23 protein-coding genes are annotated in these 23,142 nt (G+C 44.3%); 8 read left to right on the forward strand and 15 right to left on the reverse strand.

Going from position 1 to position 23,142, the window contains the following annotated elements; all coding sequences use genetic code 11:
- Positions 1-93: 93 nt before the first annotated feature.
- The 10 genes from R3P39_RS02895 to hisG all read right to left on the reverse strand — a co-directional run bounded on the left by R3P39_RS02895 (position 94) and on the right by hisG (position 8,915).
- Positions 94-882 (reverse strand): glycosyltransferase family 25 protein, encoded by a 789-nt coding sequence (locus R3P39_RS02895; RefSeq protein WP_336565514.1) that lies wholly within the window; start codon positions 880-882, stop codon positions 94-96.
- A 353-nt stretch (positions 883-1,235) separates the two neighbouring features.
- Positions 1,236-1,745, reverse strand: coding sequence for a hypothetical protein (locus R3P39_RS02900; protein ID WP_336565515.1), 510 nt, complete (start codon positions 1,743-1,745; stop codon positions 1,236-1,238).
- A gap of 157 nt (positions 1,746-1,902) precedes the next feature.
- Positions 1,903-2,514 (reverse strand): bifunctional phosphoribosyl-AMP cyclohydrolase/phosphoribosyl-ATP diphosphatase HisIE, encoded by a 612-nt coding sequence (gene hisIE / locus R3P39_RS02905; RefSeq protein WP_336565516.1) that lies wholly within the window; start codon positions 2,512-2,514, stop codon positions 1,903-1,905.
- Complete coding sequence (gene hisF, locus R3P39_RS02910; protein WP_336565518.1) at positions 2,508-3,284, reverse strand: imidazole glycerol phosphate synthase subunit HisF; 777 nt, start codon at positions 3,282-3,284, stop codon at positions 2,508-2,510. Before hisF ends, hisIE begins: the two co-directional genes overlap by 7 nt.
- Positions 3,266-4,000 (reverse strand): 1-(5-phosphoribosyl)-5-[(5-phosphoribosylamino)methylideneamino]imidazole-4-carboxamide isomerase, encoded by a 735-nt coding sequence (hisA, locus tag R3P39_RS02915; protein WP_336565519.1) that lies wholly within the window; start codon positions 3,998-4,000, stop codon positions 3,266-3,268. The genes hisF and hisA overlap by 19 nt, the downstream gene beginning before the upstream one ends.
- A gap of 9 nt (positions 4,001-4,009) precedes the next feature.
- Positions 4,010-4,600 carry an imidazole glycerol phosphate synthase subunit HisH gene (gene hisH / locus R3P39_RS02920; protein ID WP_336565520.1) on the reverse strand — a complete coding sequence of 197 codons (591 nt, stop codon included), beginning with the start codon at positions 4,598-4,600 and terminating at the stop codon, positions 4,010-4,012.
- Positions 4,597-5,658 (reverse strand): bifunctional histidinol-phosphatase/imidazoleglycerol-phosphate dehydratase HisB, encoded by a 1,062-nt coding sequence (gene hisB, locus R3P39_RS02925; protein WP_336565521.1) that lies wholly within the window; start codon positions 5,656-5,658, stop codon positions 4,597-4,599. Before hisB ends, hisH begins: the two co-directional genes overlap by 4 nt.
- Positions 5,655-6,722: a histidinol-phosphate transaminase gene (gene hisC / locus R3P39_RS02930; RefSeq protein ID WP_336565522.1), complete on the reverse strand. Its 1,068-nt coding sequence runs from the start codon at positions 6,720-6,722 to the stop codon at positions 5,655-5,657. Before hisC ends, hisB begins: the two co-directional genes overlap by 4 nt.
- Positions 6,723-6,724: 2 nt before the next feature.
- Positions 6,725-8,011: a histidinol dehydrogenase gene (gene hisD / locus R3P39_RS02935; RefSeq protein WP_336565523.1), complete on the reverse strand. Its 1,287-nt coding sequence runs from the start codon at positions 8,009-8,011 to the stop codon at positions 6,725-6,727.
- A gap of 4 nt (positions 8,012-8,015) precedes the next feature.
- Complete coding sequence (gene hisG / locus R3P39_RS02940) at positions 8,016-8,915, reverse strand: ATP phosphoribosyltransferase (protein ID WP_336565524.1); 900 nt, start codon at positions 8,913-8,915, stop codon at positions 8,016-8,018.
- A gap of 334 nt (positions 8,916-9,249) precedes the next feature.
- Between hisG and R3P39_RS02945 the strand changes: the two genes are divergently transcribed.
- Positions 9,250-9,492 (forward strand): hypothetical protein, encoded by a 243-nt coding sequence (locus R3P39_RS02945; protein ID WP_336565525.1) that lies wholly within the window; start codon positions 9,250-9,252, stop codon positions 9,490-9,492.
- A gap of 66 nt (positions 9,493-9,558) precedes the next feature.
- On the opposite strand, the gene R3P39_RS02950 is transcribed toward R3P39_RS02945, so the two are convergent.
- Positions 9,559-11,961, reverse strand: a complete 2,403-nt coding sequence (locus R3P39_RS02950) for a PAS domain-containing hybrid sensor histidine kinase/response regulator (protein WP_336565526.1) — start codon at positions 11,959-11,961, stop codon at positions 9,559-9,561.
- 238 nt (positions 11,962-12,199) lie between these two features.
- On the opposite strand from R3P39_RS02950, the gene R3P39_RS02955 reads away from it, so the two are divergent.
- The 4 genes from R3P39_RS02955 (at position 12,200) to R3P39_RS02970 (ending at position 15,789) form a co-directional block, all read left to right on the forward strand.
- Entirely contained in the window at positions 12,200-14,122 is a 1,923-nt protein-coding gene (locus R3P39_RS02955; protein ID WP_336565527.1) for an ATP-dependent DNA helicase, read from the forward strand.
- On the forward strand, positions 14,112-14,798 hold the full coding sequence (gene tsaB, locus R3P39_RS02960; RefSeq protein ID WP_336565528.1) for a tRNA (adenosine(37)-N6)-threonylcarbamoyltransferase complex dimerization subunit type 1 TsaB: 687 nt from the start codon (positions 14,112-14,114) through the stop codon (positions 14,796-14,798). The genes R3P39_RS02955 and tsaB overlap by 11 nt, the downstream gene beginning before the upstream one ends.
- Before the next feature lie 48 nt (positions 14,799-14,846).
- Entirely contained in the window at positions 14,847-15,143 is a 297-nt protein-coding gene (locus R3P39_RS02965; RefSeq protein ID WP_336565529.1) for a hypothetical protein, read from the forward strand.
- Between the two features lie 211 nt (positions 15,144-15,354).
- On the forward strand, positions 15,355-15,789 hold the full coding sequence (locus R3P39_RS02970; RefSeq protein WP_336565530.1) for a hypothetical protein: 435 nt from the start codon (positions 15,355-15,357) through the stop codon (positions 15,787-15,789).
- A 77-nt stretch (positions 15,790-15,866) separates the two neighbouring features.
- On the opposite strand, the gene R3P39_RS02975 is transcribed toward R3P39_RS02970, so the two are convergent.
- Positions 15,867-17,162 carry an alkaline phosphatase gene (locus R3P39_RS02975; protein ID WP_336565531.1) on the reverse strand — a complete coding sequence of 432 codons (1,296 nt, stop codon included), beginning with the start codon at positions 17,160-17,162 and terminating at the stop codon, positions 15,867-15,869.
- Positions 17,163-17,310: 148 nt separating this feature from the next.
- Here R3P39_RS02975 and R3P39_RS02980 point away from each other — a divergent pair, with 148 nt between their 5' ends.
- The 3 genes from R3P39_RS02980 to rnd all read left to right on the forward strand — a co-directional run bounded on the left by R3P39_RS02980 (position 17,311) and on the right by rnd (position 21,242).
- A complete protein-coding gene (locus R3P39_RS02980) occupies positions 17,311-18,204 on the forward strand; it encodes an alpha/beta fold hydrolase (RefSeq protein ID WP_336565532.1) in 894 nt (297 codons plus the stop codon).
- Positions 18,205-18,400: 196 nt separating this feature from the next.
- A complete protein-coding gene (gene fadD / locus R3P39_RS02985) occupies positions 18,401-20,053 on the forward strand; it encodes a long-chain-fatty-acid--CoA ligase FadD (RefSeq protein WP_336565533.1) in 1,653 nt (550 codons plus the stop codon).
- A 61-nt stretch (positions 20,054-20,114) separates the two neighbouring features.
- The gene (rnd, locus tag R3P39_RS02990) at positions 20,115-21,242 is read left to right on the forward strand and encodes a ribonuclease D (protein WP_336565534.1); all 1,128 of its coding nucleotides are present in this window, start codon (positions 20,115-20,117) and stop codon (positions 21,240-21,242) included.
- A 111-nt stretch (positions 21,243-21,353) separates the two neighbouring features.
- On the opposite strand, the gene minE is transcribed toward rnd, so the two are convergent.
- Genes minE through minC form a run of 3 tightly spaced genes read right to left on the reverse strand, consistent with a single transcriptional unit; the run spans position 21,354 to position 23,135 of the window.
- The gene (gene minE, locus R3P39_RS02995) at positions 21,354-21,614 is read right to left on the reverse strand and encodes a cell division topological specificity factor MinE (RefSeq protein ID WP_336565535.1); all 261 of its coding nucleotides are present in this window, start codon (positions 21,612-21,614) and stop codon (positions 21,354-21,356) included.
- A 1-nt stretch (position 21,615) separates the two neighbouring features.
- Positions 21,616-22,425, reverse strand: a complete 810-nt coding sequence (minD, locus tag R3P39_RS03000; RefSeq protein ID WP_336565536.1) for a septum site-determining protein MinD — start codon at positions 22,423-22,425, stop codon at positions 21,616-21,618.
- Between the two features lie 5 nt (positions 22,426-22,430).
- Positions 22,431-23,135, reverse strand: a complete 705-nt coding sequence (minC, locus tag R3P39_RS03005; protein ID WP_336565537.1) for a septum site-determining protein MinC — start codon at positions 23,133-23,135, stop codon at positions 22,431-22,433.
- Positions 23,136-23,142: the final 7 nt, after the last annotated feature.

Genomic DNA, 23,142 nt, shown 5'->3' on the forward strand with positions numbered 1-23,142 from the left:
TCTTAAATATTAGCATATCTTCGTTATAAGTCTTGTTTAATTTAGCCTTTTTGTAGTCCAGTCTCTAGTAAAAAATCACATTATTTTTACTGCTTATTGATGTAAGTATGCTTGGTATTTAGCACGGTTCTGAGCTTGATAATGGCGGTTGCAAATAAACTTTCTGATCTGAAGCCACTGCTTTTTAAAAAAACGGCCCCTTTTGGATTTAGGGTCAGACTGAGCAGCAATGGTACTTGCAAAATGAGTTCCCTGAAGCACTGGGTGCGGCTCTAACATGAATATGTCGAGATCTTTTTCCCAAAAATACTGTAAGTCGGTGTCAAAAGGCCTACCAAAAGGCTGTGCGGCTAAGATTTTTTTGGCGCCATCGAGGCTGATTAAATGGGCACATGCTCCAGTCGATACTTTGCGTTGACTCACTAGCTGCTCACCACTGGGCAATGGAATAGCAAAATCGCTGTGATAACTTTTTTTGCCATAAGGAGCGAGCTTTATCACGTCCCACTTAAATGGAATGGTGCTTGGCAAAGATAAACAATGGCGAAACTGAGGCTGCAACTGGAAATCATCTTCAAAAATAAAGGCGTAAGGCAGTTGCCGTGCGACAATCTGCTCCAGCGCTTTTAAATGACTAATATAACAACCAATCTCACCTACACTAAGGGGTCGGTAAAACTGCCTAGCATTCAACTTAGCACAGTAATATTGATTTAACTGCTGTGGTGACAGCGCCTTACCATACACCGCCTCGATACGTTCAAAGGCAATACCAAAGGCCTCAAACTGCTTGCTAGCTGCGGTAAGTCTGTCTTTGCTACTGGCTAAATTTATTAAAAATAGTTGTGCTTGGTTAGTATACTCAGCGCTATTGTGTACCATGTTTATCTCGACAAATTAGATCGCATCTAACGACGCTTTTCATTTGTCGAGTTATATTATTGTCTATGCATGTCACTGTTATGACAAGAGTGCGAACCGCCAACTCTTAACTTTGCGTCCACCACAGTACGTAAACAAAACGGTTATACCAATTCGCTTAATTAAGTGGTCTATTTGAGGCAAGAAAATTCTGTCGATAACACCGCTCTCGCGTCCTGCTACCGCCAAGGTACCTACATCCGTGTAGGCAAGGCGAAAATTTTGCTATTTAGTTGTTCTAAATAAGAAATTTTTAACGTAGTTAGCGTCGAATTTGCTCCCTCAAATTGAGCAGGTATTAATGCGGATTGGTATTATTCGCTGTTGCTTGCTGTGACGTCGAGTGTCAATTGCCAGGGCGATCTTTTACTCAAACTTTGCGCTAAAGATAAGCTGATTGTCGCGCTATTTTCTGCACCATGATAACGAGTCTGATACTTAGGTAATGGTCGTTCTAGCTGTTTTTGCCAATCTCCCCCCAAACACTGTGACAAAAGGCTTTCACCATACTGTAGCATGGTCACCGCGTCGTCATAATTGGCAAACGACTCTACACAAAGGTACTTCTCGCCAGCTTTTAGCGGCGCCACAATTTGGCATTGTTCGCCCACTAGGTGTGCTTTGGCTTGCCAAGACTTTAACAATTTAGCTCCAACCTCAGCGCCTTTTAAATCAGCAAAGCCAACCTGACTTTGCTTGATAACAACTGCTAGTTTATCGCAACCGTCTAGTTGCGATACTTGCTGCTGTTGTTTCGGGGTTAGGGTAGAGCAGCCCACTAACATAGTGGGTAATATAGTAATGAGCAGTTGCTTTGAGTTCATGTTATATATTGCATTCAGTCTAAGTATTACCCAAGCATAATAAAAAATCATAGAAATGCCTGTGTTTAATACAAACCTTAACTGGCAGACGCTGTTAGAGCGGGACGGATGTACAATAAAGTGGCTGCGGTGACAGCCACTTTATTGGCTCATGTTGTTATTTATGCCGTGAGGCTAGGGTGGTTGCCACCTCTGCTAAGGTTAGACCTTGGCGCTGTAGCAACACAATGAGATGATAGAGTAAATCAGCTGACTCATTTAACAATTCTTCATTGTCATGTTTCATCGCCGCCAGGGCGACTTCAACTCCCTCTTCCCCGACTTTTTGACAGCTTCGACTCAAGTCTTTAGCAAAAAGACTCGCAGTGTAACTGCTGTCTGGCGAGGCATTTTTACGCTCGGCAATGACTCGCTCTAACTTGCCTATAAAAGCCAGCTCAGGGGTGGCTTCAGCAAAACAGCTTTCGCTGCCCAAGTGGCATGTAGGTCCCTCAGGCTCAGCAAAAATAAGCAGGCTATCAAAATCACAATCGGTATGCACTGAGTGTAACCGCAGCACGTTATTGGAGCTTTCTCCTTTGGTCCAAAGTCGTTGCTTTGAGCGCGAATAAAAAGTCACCAATTGCTTTTCAAAGGTTACGGCTAAAGCGGCTTGGTTCATAAACCCTTGCATTAGCACCGTCCCCGTGGACACATCTTGTACAATTGCTGGGATTAACTCCGACTTGGCAAAGTCTACCTGAGTCATATTTTCCTGAGTAATTAACATAGTCGAGTCGCCACCTTATTGTCGGCTAAAAAGTGTTTTAGTTCTGGAATGTCGATAATACCTTTGTGGAACACGCTGGCGGCAAGGGCGCCATCTACATTGGCTTGCTCAAACACATCAACAAAATCTTGCATACTGCCCGCACCACCGGATGCGATCAGTGGAATGTCACACTGGCTTCTGATATTTGCAAGCTGCTCAATGTCATAGCCTTTTCTTACGCCATCTTGATTCATACAATTTAACACGATTTCACCGGCACCAAGTTGCTGTACCCGCTCCACCCACTCTTGAGTTTTGTAACGGGTACGGCTGGAGGCATTAGGGTCGCCAGTAAGTTGGTAAACCAAGTATTCATTGGTTTCGGCATCATAAAAGCTATCAATTCCGACCACCACGCACTGCTTACCAAACTCATCGTGCAACTCTTTAATAAGCTCTGGTCTGGCAATAGCCGGGCTGTTGATGGAAATCTTATCAGCACCTTGCTCTAATACTCGAGCCGCATCGGCAACCGACTTAATGCCACCGGCTACGCAAAATGGGATTTCAATGTGTCTGGCCACTTCGGCCACCCAGTTTACGTCCAACAACCGCTTTTCAACGCTGGCACTGATCTCATAAAACACCAGCTCATCGGCACCAGCGGCACTGTAGCGTTGGGCTAAATCCAAAATATCACCAACGATTTCATGGCCCTGAAACTTTACACCTTTAACCACTTGACCATTTTTAACGTCCAAACAGGGAATTATGCGTTTTGATAACATGCCAACGCCTCCTCAACCGTAAACACCCCTTCAAGTAGCGATTTACCCAGTATTACTCCTCCAGCGCCTTGCTGTGCCAACTGTTCAATATCACTTAAGCTGCTGACACCGCCGGATGCCTGCACCTGAATCTTGCTATTGTGATTAACAATATCTTGGTAAAGCTGGAAAGAGGGACCGGTCATGGTGCCATCTTTACTGATATCCGTACATAAAAAGTTAACCACACCCTGTTGATAATAGTAATCCAGCAATTCAAATAAATCGTGTTCAGCGTCATTCAACCAGCCATGGGTAGCAGGCTGCCACCCTCTGGCAGTTTTGTTAACATCCAGGGCAATCACGAATCGCTCTGGGCCAAATTGAGCAATCCAGTCGCTCACCATTTGCTGCTGCTCTACGGCCATGGACCCAATCACCACTTGCGCGGCGCCAGCTTCTAACCACTGTGCAACATCCTCCTGACGACGAATGCCACCACCTACTTGATAAGGAACCGTTAACTGTTGAGTTGCCTGCTGGATCACTTGCCATTGTTTTTTATCTGGATCACGGGCGCCCTCTAAGTCCACCAAATGCAGTTTCTGCGCCCCGGCATCCTGATACTCAAGCAGTCGTGCTGCCAGTTCAAAAGGGTAGAATTGTGCGGTTTCGTATTTACCTTGGTAAAGACGCACAATGTTGTTATTTAATACGTCCAACGCGGGAATAATCATGTGTCGTCCTTATAGTTGCCAATTAATGAAATTTTGCAGCAAAGTGGCCCCCACTTTACCACTGCGTTCAGGGTGGAATTGCATTCCTGCGTAATTGTCTTTTGCCACAATGGCTGAGAACGTTTCGCCATATTCGCCACTGACCAAGGTGGACTGGTTTACGGTATGAGCAAAACTGTGGACAAAATACACTTGATCTTGAGCCGTAATACCTAACGCAAGAGGGTGCTGTTGCTGAACCTGTAAGTTATTCCAGCCCATGTGGGGAGCGGTTTGGCCTTGGGTATCGAGTAATTTAACCTGACCAGGTATCTGACCAAGACAGTCAATGCCGCCTTCTTCAGTCGATTCGCACAACAGCTGCATGCCAAGACAGATCCCCATCAGCGGCCGCTGATATTCTGCAATAGCCTGATCCCAACCTTGTTGCCGTAAACGCTGCATGGCAACATTGGCGTGGCCAACTCCGGGCAAAATAGCACGATCAAATTGCGCTAGTTTTTCTGGTGCGGTGATCACTTCCGGTGTCACCCCTAAACGTTCAAAGGCAAAACGTACCGAGTTGATATTGGCACAGCCGGTATTGATTATGGCAATCATAAACACCCCTTAGAACTTGCCGTTTGCTGAGATTCGTCCACTGCGATGGCCATTCTAATGGCACGGGAAAAGGCTTTAAACAGCCCCTCAACTTGATGGTGGGCATTGCCCTGACTGACACTCAGAATTAAGCTTACTGCGGCATTATCAGCAAATGATTTGAAGAAATGCTCTACCATCTGTACGTCTAAGCCGCCCACTTTTTCACGACTGAAGTCGGCGTTTAGCACAAATGAAGCCCGACCTGACAAGTCCAACTGACATTCTGTTTTACACTCATCCATTGGCAAAGCAAAGCCATAGCGTGCTATTTTCGACTTGGTGCCCAAAGCTTGTTTAAACGCCACGCCTAAAGCGATACCAATGTCTTCGACTAAGTGATGCTCATCAATATGGAGATCTCCCTTCGCTTGCACGGTCAAACCAATGTTGGCGTGGGTTCTGATTTGATCCAGCATGTGATCAAAAAAGCCCAAACCGGTAGTAATGCTACCATTGGCTTGTTGATCCAAATTGACCTTCACCGCTATTTGCGTTTCTTTGGTATTGCGAACAACCTCGGCTTGACGATTGGCTGTGGTTAATTCGGTCACGATGGCAGGCCAATTATCTTCATAGCGTATGCCTTTAATGCACAAATTCTCAGCCAGCTGAAGGTCGGTATCACGGTCACCAATCACCGCTGACTTGCTAAGGTCAACCTTGCCTGAACGCATAAGCTCAGTGAGCAAACCAGTTTTGGGTTTACGACACTGACAGCCATCACTATCAAAGTGCGGGCAAATAAGTACGTCTTCGAATTGAATGCCTTGGCTGGTTAAAATTTGCATCATTTTATCTTGTGGGGCATCAAAATCAGGCTTTGGAAAACTGGCGGTGCCAAGACCATCTTGATTCGACACCATCACTAACTTGTAACCCGCACTTTGTAATGCCAATAATGCCGGAATGACATTCGGCAGTAAGGCGAGTTTTTCAAGGCTATCAACTTGTTTATCCGTTACCGGCTCTTCAATAATGGTGCCGTCACGGTCAATAAATAAATAGGGGGCGCTCATGATACTTCCTTTACTGGTTGGCCTTGCTCTAGCCAACACTTAACTTGTTTTAACTCTTGCTCATTGCCAATGGAGATCCTAAGCCAGTTATCCTGACCGTATAACACAAAGGGTCGCATGATCAGACCTTGCTCCATGGCTGTGGTAATAAATTGCTTGTCACTCAGTTGTAGGGTGACAAAGTTGCCTTCACCCACTAATACTTGAGTGACAATATCGCTTTGCTCTAACCAACTAATAAGCTGCTGTTTGGCGAGATTCAAAATACTCACTTGGCGCTGCATTTGGGTAATAGCATTAACGGTTAACGCTTGCTCAGCTATTTGCGCCACCACAGTGGAGACCGGGTAGGGCGCAATTACTTTACGAATAGGTGCGAGTAACGTTTTACTGGCAAGCATAAAGCCCACGCGCAATCCAGCCAGAGCAAATGCCTTTGACAGTGTTCGTAGCACCACAATATTACTAAACTCTGCAATTAGCCCTGCAGCCGTTTGCTGGTAACAAAACTCAATATAAGCTTCATCGACAACCACCAAGGCTTGCCCTTGTAGACGTTTTGCTAAAGCGGCAATGCGCTCAACACTTTGCATCGACCCTGTGGGATTATTTGGGTTACAAATAAACACCAACTTAGCTCCAGCTATGGCCGTTACCAGTTCATCCACTTCAAGCTCAGCTAAATCATTCTGGCTCAGTTCATTAATGGCCACATTGTGGGTATCGGCTGTGACTTTATACATGCCATACGTTGGCGTAAAAATGGCGATACTGTCTTGGCTCGGCTGGCAGAATGTCCGCACCAGTAGCTCTATCCCTTCGTCGGCGCCACGGGTCATTAACACTTGTTCGGCGTTGACGTTAGCGTAGCTGGCATAGGCTGCAATAACCGCTTGCGGTTGCGGATCTGGATACCGATTTAAGTCCTCGAAACGCTGCTCTAACACCTTGTTATAAGGGCTCTCATTGGCATTCAGCCAAGTGGTACCAGTCAGCTTTTCACTTTTAGCTGAGCTATACGCTTTCAGTTGTTCAATGTTCTTTGGTAACGATATATTGCTCATTTTTACTTCTCCAAGCGTACTTTCACGGCATTGGCGTGGGCGTCTAAGCCCTCGGCCTCAGCAATAGGCAAAATGGCGGAACTTAATGTCTGTAAGCCAGACTTTGAAATAGTCTGTACCGTATAGGCCTTATAAAAATCCATTAAATTCAAGCTCGAATAAGTTTTAGAATAGCCGTACGTTGGTAGTACGTGGTTGGTGCCAGAGGCGTAATCACCAGCTGATTCTGGGCTATAGTCGCCAACAAACACCGAACCTGCGTTTTTAACTAAGGGCAGGTATTGCTCAGCATCACGAATTTGTAAAATCAGGTGCTCAGGACCATACTCTCCCGAAATAGCAAACGCTTGGCTTAAATCGGCCACTAAAATCAAACTGCTATTTTCGAGTGCGGCGCGGGCAATGTCAGCACGGCTGAGCGTTTGTAACTGCCGCTCAAGTGCCGCTTGAGTTGCCACTATCGTGCGTTCACAATCGCATAATAGTATCACTTGAGAATCACTGCCGTGCTCTGCCTGAGAAAGTAAGTCTGCGGCAATAAACTCAGGGTTAGCGCCATTATCAGCAATCACTAACACTTCAGAGGGGCCTGCCGGCATATCAATAGCAAGACCAGGCACCGATTGTGATAGCAGCTGTTTTGCCATGGTGACAAAGCTATTTCCTGGGCCAAATATTTTGTTTACTTGTGGCACGCTCTCGGTGCCAAACGCCATAGCGGCAATGGCTCCAGCGCCGCCACACTCCACTACCGTGGTGACTCCGCAGAGTTTCGCTGCATATAAGATAGCTGGATTGATGCGCTCATCGCCCTTAACTGGGGTGGCTAACACAATGGTGCTGGCGCCACTTAATTGCGCACATACACCTTGCATCAACACCGATGAAGGCAATGGTGCACTGCCTCCTGGAATGTATAACCCCACTGCGGCAATTGCTTGATAGCGTAATTCACAACGCACACCAGGTTGGGTATCAACTACAACCGGTTGCGGCTGCTGTTGCTCATGGAACTTTCTTATGTTGCCATACGCTTGCTCGATTGCCGATTTTAGCTCAGGTGATAATTGCCTTTCACTGTCATCTATTTCTTGCTGTGGAACGACAATCCTTGGGGTTGTACGCTTATCAAATAACTCAGCGTAGTAGAGTAGGGCGTCATCACCGCGCTGTTTAACATTGCTGATTATCTCTTCAACGCTGCTTTTTACCTCCTCGCTCACTGACACAGCAGGTCGATTAAGGCTAGCAGCACGTTCACTGGCAGAGGCTTGTTGCCACACTAGCATGACTTTACTCCATCATCTTTTCAATTGGCATAACAAGAATGGAATTGGCACCGAGCGCTTTGAGCTCTTCCATGGTTTCCCAGAATAAGGTTTCAGAGCTGACCATGTGCAAGGCTACGTAGTCATCGCTGCCAGCTAAAGCTAACAAGGTTGGTTGACCTGTGCCAGGTAATAGCTCACACACTTGGTCCAATTTATCCTTAGGAGCGTGCATCATGATGTATTTGCTTTCTTTGGCTTGTTTCACCCCTTTAAGGCGCGGCATTAAGGTATTAATTAACGACAACTTGCTGGTATCAGTTAAGTTGGCATTTTGAATTAAACACGCGTTCGATTCTAAGATGGTATCGCCTTGCATTAGGCCATTGGCTTCAAGGGTGGCACCGGTTGATACCAGATCGCAAATTGCATCAGCCAGCCCAGCGCGCGGCGCTACTTCAACAGAGCCCGTTAGCATAACGACGCTGGCGTCGATGTTTTCACGTTGTAAGTATTGTTTAAGGATTTCTGGGTAAGTGGTGGCAATGCGTTTGCCATTGAACCAAGCTTTGTCTTGTTGACCCAGCTCTTGTGGCCAGGCTAAGGCTAAACGGCAAAAGCCAAAGTCTAATTTAGAGAGCTTTTTCACGTCAGCAACTTGGTCGTTACGAACTCGCTCTGCTTGTACTTCTTCGAGCACGTTTTCGCCGACAATCCCTAAGTCACATACGCCATCCATTACCAGGCCGGGAATGTCGTCATCGCGAACTCGTAGGACGTCGATAGGCATATTGGTGGAGTGTGCAATTAGGCGTTGCTCGCGCAGGTTTAATTTCACCCCAAGTTGCTTTAAAAGCGCCTGACAGTCTTTTGATAGGCGCCCTGATTTTTGAATTGCGATTCTTAAACGGTTGTTGTTGCTCATAATTTATTTCCTAATTCTTAAAACGAAAAACCCCGAGGCGGAACCTCGGGGCGAAATAAACTTGGACTATTATGGTCTCGCCGGAGGTTCCTTTAAGGAATAACCCACCAGCGAAATAACTGACAGGTTATCCCGTATGATGATGGTGATGATGAACGGCTGTCAGTGTGATAAACATAATAAAACCTTGAAATCTGTTTGCTGTCTAATTAAGTACATTTATAGATAAACATACTAACATGAGTGTTGGCAATCATTTTTTTAATTTATTTAAAGTCTAGCTTATAACTGCCGATAATAAGTAGATACAACAGAGAGTTACTTGAGGTGAAATATGGATGCATATAAACCCTTTTTAGGGCCAATTGTCAGGCTGGATGTCAGTCACAAACCAACTTTTCATGTTGCCGGGGTGCAGCACTACAAAGTTGAGAAAGTAAAAAACGATTTAAAAGCAGAAATGGCGTTAAAGCGTCAACTGGAAAATGAGGATAAAATCCCCGACAGCGATGAAGAAGATGAGGAAAATAAACATCATGAGGAAAACAAAGGCGAAAATTTGGATACGTGGGCGTAAATTTCAAGCTAAGCGACCTTGTCTCAATGAAATATAGAGCTCGTTAAAAGTATTAATACCGAGTCATTAAAAGGTATAGTTCTTGATAACTCCATACAACAAATTCATATCTAATGGCTTTGCAAGATGATATACAAACCCTTGGTTAAGGTAGCATGCTACGTCTTCTGGCATAACATTCGCGGTTAAGGCAACAACGGGTATGTTTGGGTTTATTTTTGCAATCTCTAGCTGTGCTTCTTTGCCGTCCATCTCTGGCATGTGGATATCCATCAAAATTAAATCAAAATTCTCACTTTTTACGGCATGTAAAGCCTCAACACCATTTTCTACTATGGTTAACGCCGCATTCGTTGGTTCGAGCATGCTGCGAATAACGACTTGATTAATTTTGTTGTCCTCTGCGATTAATACTTTCTTTCCTAAAAGTACTGGGGCATTTAAATGTTTAATGCGTTGATTTTTGTTAATAAGGCTGGTTTTATCCAATGGCAGAATAACTGTCACTGACGTTCCGAGCCCTTCCTTACTCGTTAACTCGATTTCGCCTCCCATCAATTTAACTAAACTAAGCGTAATTGACATGCCCAAACCCGTACCACCATGTTTGCGAGTTGTAGACGCGTCTGCCTGAGTGAATCTATCAAATATTTTTGACTGCATATCGGTTGACATGCCTATGCCTGTATCGATGACTTCAACTTTTAGCGCTTGTCTTCCTTGTTGTTTATGAGTGGACAGTTTAATTTCGACAGAGCCTTGGTTAGTAAACTTAACAGCATTTGTCACCAAGTTTAAGATAATTTGTTTTACTCTAACAATGTCGCCAACCCAATGCTCACTAACGGATTTATTCATTGTTATAATTAAATCTATGGCCTTATTACTAACCAATGCATCAACATCGTATTTGACTGACTCTAAAACCTCTACAACAGAAAAAGGCGCTTTTTCAATCACTAATTTGTTTGATTCTATTTTAGAAAAATCAAGTATATCGTTAATGATCGATAGCAGGCTTTGAGCCGAAAATGCTGCATTATCAAGAACCTTACTGTTATTATCACTTAAATTCAGCTGCTGCAATAATTGTAAGCCACCTAAAATGGCATTCATGGGGGTCCGGATTTCATGGCTCATATTCGCTAAGAACTCTGTTTTTGCTTGAGCCGCAGACTCTGCTTTGAGTTTTTCCGATTCTAATACTTCAAGCGTATTTACTCTTTCCGTAATATCATAATTTACGCCGACCACCCTAACTGCGTTTTGCGAATCATCATGTATGACCTTGGCATTGGCCTTAATATGCTTAGTTTCACCACCTGTGCCAGTAATACGAAACTGTGTGTCAAATGCTACGTTTTCCCGTATTGCCTTATTGAGCAGAGCCTTTGTTTTATCAATGTCATCTGGATAAACAGCACTTTCCCATGCATCAAAAGCCCCAGAAAATTTTGCCTTATCAATGCCATACAACTCATACATCCAATCATCCCAGTGCAATTCGTCTGTTTTAAGATCCCACTCCCAAACACCTAAACCCAGTGCATCATTGGCTAACTGTAATCTAATGGACTCCGCTTCTGCTCTTTCTCTCATCAATTTTTCTTTTTGTTCAATTTCTTTTTGCCGAGTGATATCTTGAAAAACCCCAAAAAGACCTACACATTCTTCATTTTCAAACATGGGTTTGCCCAGAGCTTTAACCCAAATAGAATTGCCTTTATAGGTAACCAACTCGAGTTCTAAATCCCATGATTTACCTTGCTCAATCCCGAGTGAGACGGCTTCTGTTATCAACTTCTGGCTCTCTCCGGGTTTATAAAAAGCGATTCCTGATTCAATAGAAGGCTTATAGTTGAAAGGGACTTCGTGTATTCGCTTGGTTTGTTCACTCCAAATTACTTCGTTGGTCTTAAGATCCACTTCCCAAGTACCAATATTGGCTGTTTGTTCAAGCTCCTTTAATAGATCAGCCTGCTTCTGCAGCACAAGCTTTTGTTTTGTCGCTTGTTCTATTCGCTTGATTTCATGTTCCTTAAGAGCGGTAATGTCAGTATGTGCGCCCAACATTCTTATAGGCTTACCGTATTCATCACGAATAGCGATACCTCGACATCGGATCCACACCGTTTTGCCGTTTTTGTGGGTATATCTCACAATTTGATCATAGGGGTGGTTTGCATCGTTGCAGTGTTTTTCAAAGTTTTCTAATGCTAACGAAAAGTCTTCTTGATTGATTATACCCTGCCACTCTGAAGCAAGGTGTTTCATATCCTCAGCACTATAACCCAAGGTTTGCCAAAAAGTCGGGCTCATCCACTCGTTTTCAGGTTTTTCTAGGTCCCAGAACCACATACCATCGAGTGAAGAACTCTCTATAAATTCAAATATTTTGTCGTCGGATTTTAGCAGCTGCTTGAGCTCAGTATAAAGATAATGTTCGGTGTTAACGCTGGCCTTGTTCAACGTATATTCTCTCTATTACAGAATTGATCTTATACTCAATCTTAATGATAGCAGCAAAAGTGACCAGCGCTGATTGATAGGCGCTGTTTTTATTAAAAGACAGCATTTATTGAGAAACAATATTACTCTTTATTCACCATAACCTCTTAACTTATCATTACGATTTGGCTAATGGTTGCCATTTAGGCGTTAGAAACATACAATTTCGCGATTCATCATTTGTGGTCCAAGATTCACTTTGTCAGTCACTGCGATATTTTCATCTCAAGGCCCTTTGGCTAAACATTTTCCAGGTTACCAGCCGCGCCAAGCTCAGATCGAAATGGCAGAGGCCGTTGCTAAAGCCCTCGATTCAAGACAGCAATGCGTGGCAGAGGCCGGCACCGGCACCGGAAAAACTTTCGCTTACTTAGTGCCGGCCTTTAAAAGCAAAGGCAAAGTGGTGATTTCTACCGGTTCAAAAGCGCTACAAGAGCAACTCTTCCACCGCGATGTGCCCACCTTAAAAAAGGTTCTTACCAGTGGCAAAAAGGTCACCTTACTAAAAGGGCGCGGTAACTATTTATGCCCTTATCGCTTGTCGCAGCATCTCAGCCACGTGCCCACAGATGACCCCGATGTTATGCACCAATTAGCCATGGTGGCTAAATTTGCCAGCGAAACCCAAAGTGGCGATTTAGCCGACTGCGTTGGTATTGAGGAAGATGCCAAGGTGTTGCCTTATGTCACTTCTACCGCCGATAACTGCTTAGGCAAAGAATGTCCTGACTACCAAGAGTGTTATATTCGTAAGGCGAGACTGAAAGCCATTGATGCAGATGTTGTGGTGATCAATCACCATTTATTTTTTGCCGATATGGCGGTAAAAGACTCTGGCTTTGCCGAATTAATTCCTACCGCTGACAGTTATATTTTTGATGAGGCTCATCAGCTTCCTGAAATCGCCAGTGATTATTTTGGTGAAACCATTAGCACCAAAGCCCTGCAAGCCTTAGTCAATGATATTAGAGTAATATACCGCTCTGACATTCCCGATATGTTGCAGCTTGGTAAAACCCTCAATAAATTGGAAACCAGCTTAGCGGACCTACGCCTGGTGTTTAATGCCGATGGTGCTCGTGGGGATTGGCGCGAGGCACTATCAAACAAACCCATCTGCGATGCCATGCACCGAGTGATCGCCAATCTCGACTTTTTATATAAAGTATTGAAACTGTGTTTAGACCGCAGCGAAAAAATTGAACATCCGTTCGAGAAAATCATGCAGTTTAAAAACCAGTTTGAACGGGCTTTTGATACCGCGCAAACCGGATTTAGCTATTGGTTTGAGACTACCCGACGGTTTTTATCCATTCATATTACACCGTTGGATGTATCTAATAAATTTGCTGACATTATTAACACCACCCAAGCCAGTTTTGTTTTTACCTCAGCAACGCTTTCTGTTGATAATTCATTAAATCATTTTAGCCGCAGTTTGGGGCTTAAGCCTAGCGCCGAATTTATTGTTGATAGTCCCTTTAACTATGGCCAACAAGCGTTACTTTGCTTACCTAGGTATTTACCAGAGAGCCGAGATGATCTGATGCCCCATGCCTTGGTAAAAATAGCCAAACAGATCATCAAGGCAGCAAAAGGGCGCACTTTTTTATTATTCACCAGCTACCGCGCTATGCACCTTGTTTACGAGGGGTTAAGTACGGCATTGCAGTATCCCGTATTTATGCAAGGGCAAGCATCCAAACGGATTATACTGGAACAGTTTATTCGCCACGGCAACGCCGTGCTGCTTGGTACCGCCTCGTTTTGGGAAGGGGTTGATGTGAGGGGCGATACACTCAGTTGCGTTTTAATTGATAAATTACCGTTTGCATCACCGGATGATCCCTTATTGCAAGCACGTATGCGAGATGCAGAAATGCAGGGCTTAGAGCCATTTGAAGCCATTCAGTTACCCCAGGCCGTGATCGCCTTAAAACAGGGCGTGGGGCGCTTAATTCGTGACGCCCAAGACCGTGGGGTATTGATTATTTGCGATAATCGTTTAGTTACGAGAAAATACGGCCAAACATTTTTGAGCAGTTTGCCAGATATGTCACGAACTCGAGACCTCAATAAGGCAATTCACTTTTTAGAGAACATAGACAACAATGAAACATAACCTATTGGCTATCGACGCTTCCACCGAGGCGCTCAGTATCGCTCTTCATTTTGAAGGCAAATTTATTCGACATTTTGAAGTCTGTCCGCAGCAACATAGCCAAAAGATTTTGCCTATTGTTGAGCGCATTTTAAGAGAGGCCGAAATTTCCTTAAGTGAATTAGATGGTATTGTATTTGGTCGTGGTCCGGGCAGCTTTACCGGCGTTAGGATCAGTACCGCCGTCGCCCAAGGGCTGGCTTATTCCAGTAATTTACCTTTGGTGGGTGTCTCCACATTGCAAGCCATGGCGCAACAAGCCTATATGGATCATGGCCAGCAACAAGTGGTGGCGGCTATCGATGCCCGCATGGGAGAGATTTATCTGGCTCAATATCAAAGTGATGAAAGCGGCTTAGTGCAACCTTTGGCCGCAGAGCAAGTCATCAAGCCTGAGCAACTGCAATTGGATGCATCGGGCTACCATGGCGTTGGCACCGGCTGGCAGGCGTTCGAGCAATTAGCAGAGCAACTCAACGTTAGCGTGATTGATACCATTACTCTACCAGATGCTTATTATATGCTTTTTGTCGCAGAGGCCGCCTTTAGCAAAGGGGAAACGGTAACCGCTGCTGATGCGCAGCCGCAGTATGTTAGAGATACCGTTACATGGAAAAAGTTGCCAGGACGCGAATAAAGGCGTATTTTTATACTATAAGTTGTTTGAGGTTACCCGAGCTCACCGATGAATTTAAATGCCATTGTTCAACAAGCTGGTACGTATCAACCTAAAGCACTGCCAAAAAAGGCGGTGCAACCTGTTGCGTCCGAACCTCAAGCAGCCCAGCAAAATAACCCACAAATTCGCAGCAGTGATAAAGGCATCGCGCTTGTTGAACAAATGCAAGCGCAGCAACGCTCCACCATATACGACCAACCCAGCTATAATAACGGCAAAGCCATTGGCGAGTATCGCGCCATTGCCATGGAATCCCGCCGAGAAGAGATTAAAGACTTAATTGGCGTATCGGTTTACGCTTAATTATATCTGCTTCACACAAAGTAAATTTACGCCTTGTTTCTAAACGCCGCCTTTTATAAGTGGTTAACTCCTATTACAGAACGATCTCGCTAAATACCCTATTAAAGGTACTTATTTCTTCCACTTAGCAACTATTTCAGGTACTTTACTCGCTTCAATAGGTAGATATTGCATGTAATAGAATTTGCTATGAAATGTATTAAGGACATGGATGAAAACAATTACAAAAACTATAAGCCAAGCACTGTGCTTTGCCGTTGCGCTGGCAACAACAGGCTGTATTGGCGTTGCTTTAACTTACCCAACAGACAAAACATCAACTCGTTATAAATCACTTACGATGGCTGACATGGAAGTACACTTTGGCGAGCCAGATACCGTCTACGGCTTCGGTGACTCCGTTACTTGGGTGTATAACAATAGAGGAGAAGAGGATGTTGGCTTAATCCTTGGGCTAGGGGTTGCTGTACCATTGATGTTTTCAGTGGATAAAAAAACCAAAATACACTTCGCCGATGGTATCGTGACCAAATTAAGCTACGTAAATGACGATAAAAAAATGGCTGGCTTAATCTGTGTGCCAACAGGGCTGATGACAATGCATGGACCATCTGGATGGAACTGGCAATGTTCCTCGGGGGGCTAAACTAACAAGTACGACAAATAACCATTGCGAATAAATGGTAGAGGGCTGCATAATAGCAGCCCAGTTAAAAAGTGCTATTACTGCTTGCGAATAAACTCAATGAGCTTATCCGCAATCGCGGTATTGTTGTGCGAGCCAATAAAGGCTTCATAGCCCTTACCGTAAGCATAAACAGGCACATCAATGGCAGTGTGTCCGCCAGTAGTCCAGCCCGTGAATGAGGCTAAATCGATTGCTTCTTTCACTACCTTTTCTACGGCCTTGTGGTTGTTTTTCAGTGCGGCTTTTAACTTAAGCTCCGTCGCGCTGTCATACTCAAGCCCTGTGGTGGCTTGCCATACGGCTTTAACGTCTTTAGCTTGGCTTAACTTCTCAGCGATCACTCGCGCTGAGCCCGTTACCTTAGCAACCACATCTCGCTCCCAGCGATACTGGCCATGAGCGCCTAGAGTTAGCCCTCCCGTTGAATGATCTGCTGTGATCACTAAAACGGTGTCTGGGTTGTTATCAACGTAGGCTTTTGCCAATTTTATTGACTCAGCAAAATCGTCCATTTCAGCCATAGCACAGGCAATATCATTAGCATGACCACACCAGTCAATTTGACTGCCTTCAATCATCATAAAAAAGCCAGCATCACTGCTGTTATCAACCAGCTTAAGTGCCTGTTTTGTCATGGCGGTTAACCGCATTGGCGCTTCATCAAGCGCATGGGGAAGGCCTTTTTCAGCAAATAATCCCAATGCAGGCAATGACGAAATAGAATCTAAAGCTTCTAAGCTATCAATGTATTGGTAACCTGCTTGCTTAAATTCAGCCACTAGGTTGCGGTCTTCACGAATAAAATAACTGGTTCCGCCGCCTAACATAAGGTCAACCGCCGGCTTGTCATTAATTTTTAAATCCATGTAATCATCAGCGATTTCATTGTAGTTGCGACGTGACTCATTGTGGGCTGCAAAACTTGCCGGTGTGGCGTGGTTTATTTGTGAGGTGGCCACCAAAGCGGTTGTTTTGCCTTGCTTCTTGGCCATTTCTAGCATGGTTTCCAAATGCGCTTTATGAGTGTCTACGGCGATTGCACCGTTATAGCTTTTGGTTCCAGTGCTGAGCGCTGTGGCTCCCGCAGCACTGTCCGTTACTATGGTATCATCGTCTGGGTAGGTGTGAGCCATGCCCACCAGCATGGAATCAAAAATAGTTGGCTCCACCACCTTGGTGTTAGCGTCATCTTTAAAGTAGCGGTAGGCCGTGGTGTAGGCAGGTCCCATACCATCACCAATCATATAGATAATATTTTTCGGTGCAGCGATGGCCTCTGGTGTCGACAGCAGACCCACCATGGCCGCAAGTAAGGTTGTTTTTAATTTCATTGTGTTTCCCGTGTTGGCAAATTGACGAAGCGAAAGCAGCGCTTTGATAAGCACACTTTACACATAAAGTGCACACCATTAAATTTCATCAAATCAATGTAGTAACTTCGAATATGTCACGTTAAGATGATAAATCAATGATAAAACAATGAACACTAAAAAGAACGAACTGATGTCCCAATATGCGATAAAAGAACAGAAAATAGGGCCATATGCTTTTCAGCAGTGGGGCCAAGGGCAAGAGACCGTGGTTTATTTGCATGGTTGGCAAGACAATGGCAATAGTTTTTTGCCGCTTCAGCCGTTTACTAACCCAGCCCAACGCCATATCGCAGTGGACTTTTTGGGGCACGGTAGGTCTGACTGGAAAAGTCCCGACAGCTATTATTATTTTATTGACTACGTTTATGACTTAAAGTGCTTTTTAGACGCTTTGGAAATTGAAACATGTCATTTAGTTGGCCACTCGATGGGCGCCATGGTAGCAAATTTATTTGCCGCTTGTTATCCCAAGCGCTGTGACTCTTTGGCGCTAATAGAAGGGATTGGTATTGTTTGCAGCAGTGAATCGCAAACCCAGCAACAACTTATTAATGCGTTTACCTCAAGGGATAAACTTAACACTGCTAAGCCTCGTGCTTATGACAGTTTAGAGGTGTTAGCCAAGGTCAGAGCAAAAGTAGGGGACATTGATAGCGAAGCGGCAAAGACTTTAATGCAGCGTAATACCCACGCAAGCGCTCATGGCGTGGAACTACTGACTGACCCGAGACTGAAACACCACTCTGGCTTTCGTTATTCATTGCCACAAGCCAAAGCCGCACTTGGCGACATCAACACCGCCACGTTATTTATTGCCGCAGAGCAGGGATTCAATATGATTAAGGGCCAATTAAATCAATTTCGCGATTGTTTCAGCGACCTTAGCATAGAAAAAGTTCCCGGTGGCCATCATTGCCATATGGAAAACCCTGAAATTTGCTATAAGCTAATTGCAAAGCATCAAGCACAACTTGAAAACAGCAACACTGGAATGGAATAGAGTAAAGAATACACTATTGAGTAAATTATGCGCTCACATTACGCCCAAGCGCGATGTTTAACAGGTATCTAGATTGTAAATCCTAAGATTATGTGGGAATATGGCGATTTTAGAGTATTTGCTCAATTGTTAAAGTGCCTTACATCGATTATGGTTTAGGGTGAGTATAAAAATAACGAGAACACAGGAGCTAAGAGTGGAAAAAATCTGGCTGAAGCGCTATCCAGAGGGTATGCCTGAATCAATCGACCCAGAGCATTACGACTCGTTGCTTGAAGTATTTGAAAAGAGTTTCGCGGATTATGCCGATTACCCGGCATATACCAACATGGGCAAAACGCTCACTTATCAACAAGTAGATGAAAAAACCAAAGCCATTGCGAGCTATTTGCAAAACGACCTGAAGCTGGGTCGTGGCGATAAAGTAGCCGTTATGATGCCTAACTTGCTGCAAACACCCATTAGTATTTTAGGTGTGTTACGAGCAGGGTGTACTGTGGTCAATGTAAACCCACTTTACACTGTGCGTGAGTTAGAACACCAACTTAACGACTCAGAAGCCAAAGCCATTTTTATCTTGGCAAACTTTGGTCACACACTAGAACAAGCACTACCTAACACTCAGGTTAAGCATGTTGTGTTAACTGAAATTGGTGACATGTTAGGTGGCATTAAAAAGCACCTGGTTAACTTTGTCGTCAAACACTTCAAAAAAATGGTACCGGAGTTTCACCTTAAACAAACCATCCCATTTAAGCAGGTCATCGCTGCTAACCCAGCGGACTATAAAAAACCAGAAATTAACCTTAATGACTTAGCATTCCTGCAATACACAGGCGGCACAACCGGTGTGTCGAAAGGGGCAATGCTAACTCATGGCAATATGGTAGCCAACCTTGAGCAAGTGTCTGGCTGTCTAGATAAGGTGCTCGATAAAGGAAAGGAAGTCGTGGTCACGGCCTTGCCGCTATATCACATCTTTGCATTAACGGCGAACTGCTTAACCTTTATGAAGTATGGTGGACACAATATCTTGATCACCAACCCTCGTGATATGCCTGCATTCGTTAAAGAGCTTGCTAAATATCCTTTTACCGCCATTACTGGGGTAAACACCTTATTCAACGGCCTATTAAATACTTCAGGCTTTGCTGAACTGGACTTTTCCAACTTAAAAATGTCTTTAGGTGGCGGCATGGCCGTGCAACGACCTGTGGCTGAGCGTTGGCAGAAGGTCACCAATACCAAGTTGATGGAAGGCTATGGTTTAACTGAGTGCGCGCCACTGGTGACTATTTGTCCTTTTGACTTAGATGCTTACAACGGCTCTATTGGTTTACCTGCACCTAGCACTGAGATCAAACTGATTGACGAAGAAGGTAATGAAGTACCAAAAGGGGAACCGGGCGAGCTCTGTGTTAAAGGCCCACAAGTCATGGCTGGTTACTATAATCGCCCAGATGCCACTGCAGAATGTTTAAAAGATGGCTGGTTTGCCACCGGTGATATTGCCACCTATGACGATGACGGCTTCTTTTATATTGTTGACCGCAAAAAAGACATGATTTTAGTGTCTGGCTTCAACGTGTTCCCAAATGAAATTGAAGAAGTTGTTGCCATGCATGACGGCGTGCTTGAAGTTGCCGCCATTGGTGTTCCGCATGAAGTAAGCGGCGAGCAAGTAAAAGTTTTTGTTGTCAAAAAAGACCCTTCTTTGACAGAAAAGGATATAATTGCTCATTGCCGTGATAATTTAACCAACTACAAGGTACCGAAAATGGTGGAGTTTAGAGATGAACTGCCAAAAACCAATGTCGGTAAAATCCTGCGTAGGAAGTTAAAAGAATAATAACAAGAAAACCGGCGTTTGCCGGTTTTTTTTGCTCTAACCGTTTTCCATGGGAGACACAGTGCAGTATCAACTAATACAAAGCCAAGCCGCTTTAGATCAATTTATTTTAGCCATTTCTGATGCCAAGGTATTGGCAGTCGACACCGAATTTATGCGCCGCCGCACCTTGTATCCTGAAATTGCACTGTTGCAAGTATACGACGGCCAGCACCTAGCACTTATCGATCCGCTAAGTGAGTTGAATTTTGACAAGTTATGGCAACTCTTTGTTGATGAGGCGGTATTAAAAGTACTGCATTCCCCCTCAGAGGACATAGAAGTATTTTTGAAGTTTGGCGGTTTTATTCCAAAGCCCATTTTCGATACACAATTTGCCTTACAACTATTAGGCGAGGGCAATTGCATCGGCTTTGCTAACATGGTGAAACAGCTACGCGATGTTGAAATCGACAAAAGTGAATCGCGAACCGATTGGCTGCGTCGACCATTAAGCCAAAAGCAACTCGATTACGCCGCCTCAGATGTGTATCATTTACTGCCCTGTTATGAGCAAATAGCCGAGCGCATTGAAGCACAAAATCTTCATGACATTGTGCTCCAAGAAAGTGAATTAATTGCTCAAAAACGCAGCTTTCGCCAACCCAATGAGCTGCTATACCTTGATATAAAAAACGTTTGGCAACTCAGGGCACGAGATCTGGCGGCACTGCGAGAGCTGGCAGCATGGCGCAGAGCAAAAGCTGAAAAGAAAAATCTAGCCCTAAACTTTGTCTTAAAAGAACATAACATGGTCGAAATTGCCAAACGTAGACCCAGCTCGTTAAACAGTCTACGCAATATACCTGGGGTTGAAACCATGGAAGTGAACCGCTCTGGTAAAGAGATCCTTGTTTGCATTGAGCGTGCCAAGGAGTTAACTGACGAGCAATGCCCAGCGCGGGTAAAGCGGTTAATTGACTACAAGGGGTATAAGGGTGCCTGTAAAGAAATCAAACAGGTTATCAATGAAGTGGCCAACGCCAACCAGATACCTGCTGATGTCTTTGCATCGAAAAAGCAAATAAACCAAGTGATTAGTTGGGCTTGGAAAAAGTCAGAACAAGAAAAACAACAATTGATGAAACCAGATTTAGCGCTAGGATGGCGTAAACAACTTATTGCTGACAAGCTTGATGCTTGGTGGTGAACTAGCTAGATTGAGTCATTTTTTGCCGGCTACATAACCGCAATACTTAAAACTCATTCGGCAACAACAAAAAAGAGGAGCTTAAGCTCCTCTTTTGCAAACAAACAACGCTTATTTTTCGTCGTCTGGCAAGGTGACGTTAAGCTCTAACACAGCTAAGTCATCTTCATTTTGTTCGAATTGCACATTTACAGCGTCTGAATCCACTTTCACGTATTTACGGATCACGTCCAAAATATCTTGCTTCAATTGTGGCAAGTAGTCTGGGGTACCGCGTTTTGAACGCTCATGGGCAACGATGATCTGCAAACGCTCTTTGGCAAGCGATGCACTGCTTTTCTTTTCTGAGCGGAAATAATCTAGTAATGACACCTTATCCTCCAAAAATCCGTTTGAAGATACCTTTCTTCTCAGTTTGTAAGAAGCGGAAATCAACAACTTCACCTAGCAAACGATTTATCGCGTCGCTGTATGCCTGGCCAGCATCTGACTCTTGGTCCAGTACCACTGGTTGGCCAGAGTTTGAGGCGTTTAGTACGGAAGTCGACTCAGGAATAACCCCAAGTAGATCGATTGCAAGAATATCTTTAACGTCTTCAACTGATAGCATTTCACCACTATCAACACGTTCTGGATTATAGCGAGTAAGCAATAAGTGCTCTTTCACTGGCTCTAAGCCCAGTTCAGCTCGCTTCGATTTACTTTGTAAAATGCCCAAAATGCGGTCTGAATCGCGCACCGATGACACTTCTGGGTTGGTAGTAACAATTGCTTCATCAGCGAAATACAATGCCATCATGGCACCGGCTTCAATACCCGCAGGAGAGTCACAAATGATGTAATCAAATTCATCATTCATTTCTTTTAGCACTCGCTCAACCCCTTCTTTAGTGAGGGCGTCTTTATCACGAGTTTGTGATGCCGGCAAAATGTAAAGCTTTTCAACACGCTTATCTTTAATCAGCGCTTGGTTTAAATTCGCTTCACCATTAATTACATTAACAAAATCATACACCACGCGACGTTCGCAGCCCATGATAAGGTCAAGGTTTCTCAGACCAATATCAAAATCGACTATGGCTGTTTTATAACCTTTGAGCGCCAGTCCTGTACCAATTGCTGCACTAGACGTGGTTTTACCAACACCGCCTTTACCTGAAGTTACGACAATAATTTTTGCCATCTGATTTATCCTTTGACCAAAGCTGTAATTTTTAATGATTCATCTTGTTGTGTTATTTGAGCAGCTTGACCCCAGTATTCGCCTTGCAGCGAATCACTGATCCAATAACTCCCATTTATAGACACCAATTCTGCCTCAAGCTTTTGACAGAAAATACTGGTGTCTGGCTGGCCTTGAGCACCGGCTATGGCGCGGCCTCTCAATGTGCCATATATATGAACATTGCCATCAGCAATCACCTCAGCACCATGACTGACGGCACCAAGTACAATTAAGTCGCGGTCTTTTGCGTAGATTTGCTGTCCGCTACGTACCGTGCCATTCACAATCTGAGCAGGTAAATAGACTTGCTTTTCAACCACTTCAGATGACTGAGTAGGCGCTGGGGCATTGGATTGGACGTCACGTGAATAATTTAATACCGACAATCCAGCTTGTTTGGCTAAGTCATGTTGACTCTGAGTGCCACTACAAACCCCCACTGGATTTAATTGTAAATCTTCTAGGGCCTGCTTCAACTCTTTGAATTCTACAGCTTGCTCCTGAACATCCGCTAAATTAACCACAATCGGAGCACCTTGGAAAAACTTTGGCGCTTGCGATATTTTACTGTCTAGTTCTTGTCGTAATTTGGCGATATCAAAAGAAAACAACTGCAATACAGAGAGTGTAAATAGATTTCCTTTTAGTTCGAATGTTTGTTTTGCCATTTATGCA

Origin of the sequence: Pseudoalteromonas sp. UG3-2, assembly GCF_037120705.1 — a bacterium.
GTDB lineage: Bacteria > Pseudomonadota > Gammaproteobacteria > Enterobacterales > Alteromonadaceae > Pseudoalteromonas.

What these genes read in the sequence shown, in the direction of transcription:
- tsaB (WP_336565528.1), top strand. Translation starts at nt 14,112, where the DNA reads ATGAAACATAACCTATTGGCTATCGACGCTTCCACCGAGGCGCTCAGT.
- R3P39_RS02945 (WP_336565525.1), top strand. Translation starts at nt 9,250, where the DNA reads ATGGATGCATATAAACCCTTTTTAGGGCCAATTGTCAGGCTGGATGTC.
- minD (WP_336565536.1), bottom strand. Translation starts at nt 22,425, where the DNA reads ATGGCAAAAATTATTGTCGTAACTTCAGGTAAAGGCGGTGTTGGTAAA.
- minC (WP_336565537.1), bottom strand. Translation starts at nt 23,135, where the DNA reads ATGGCAAAACAAACATTCGAACTAAAAGGAAATCTATTTACACTCTCT.
- R3P39_RS02900 (WP_336565515.1), bottom strand. Translation starts at nt 1,745, where the DNA reads ATGAACTCAAAGCAACTGCTCATTACTATATTACCCACTATGTTAGTG.
- hisD (WP_336565523.1), bottom strand. Translation starts at nt 8,011, where the DNA reads ATGCTAGTGTGGCAACAAGCCTCTGCCAGTGAACGTGCTGCTAGCCTT.
- R3P39_RS02975 (WP_336565531.1), bottom strand. Translation starts at nt 17,162, where the DNA reads ATGAAATTAAAAACAACCTTACTTGCGGCCATGGTGGGTCTGCTGTCG.
- R3P39_RS02970 (WP_336565530.1), top strand. Translation starts at nt 15,355, where the DNA reads ATGAAAACAATTACAAAAACTATAAGCCAAGCACTGTGCTTTGCCGTT.
- hisA (WP_336565519.1), bottom strand. Translation starts at nt 4,000, where the DNA reads ATGATTATTCCCGCGTTGGACGTATTAAATAACAACATTGTGCGTCTT.
- hisB (WP_336565521.1), bottom strand. Translation starts at nt 5,658, where the DNA reads ATGAGCGCCCCCTATTTATTTATTGACCGTGACGGCACCATTATTGAA.
- R3P39_RS02980 (WP_336565532.1), top strand. Translation starts at nt 17,311, where the DNA reads ATGAACACTAAAAAGAACGAACTGATGTCCCAATATGCGATAAAAGAA.
- hisH (WP_336565520.1), bottom strand. Translation starts at nt 4,600, where the DNA reads ATGATTGCCATAATCAATACCGGCTGTGCCAATATCAACTCGGTACGT.
- R3P39_RS02895 (WP_336565514.1), bottom strand. Translation starts at nt 882, where the DNA reads ATGGTACACAATAGCGCTGAGTATACTAACCAAGCACAACTATTTTTA.
- R3P39_RS02965 (WP_336565529.1), top strand. Translation starts at nt 14,847, where the DNA reads ATGAATTTAAATGCCATTGTTCAACAAGCTGGTACGTATCAACCTAAA.
- hisIE (WP_336565516.1), bottom strand. Translation starts at nt 2,514, where the DNA reads ATGTTAATTACTCAGGAAAATATGACTCAGGTAGACTTTGCCAAGTCG.
- hisG (WP_336565524.1), bottom strand. Translation starts at nt 8,915, where the DNA reads ATGAGCAACAACAACCGTTTAAGAATCGCAATTCAAAAATCAGGGCGC.
- hisF (WP_336565518.1), bottom strand. Translation starts at nt 3,284, where the DNA reads ATGTTATCAAAACGCATAATTCCCTGTTTGGACGTTAAAAATGGTCAA.
- hisC (WP_336565522.1), bottom strand. Translation starts at nt 6,722, where the DNA reads ATGAGCAATATATCGTTACCAAAGAACATTGAACAACTGAAAGCGTAT.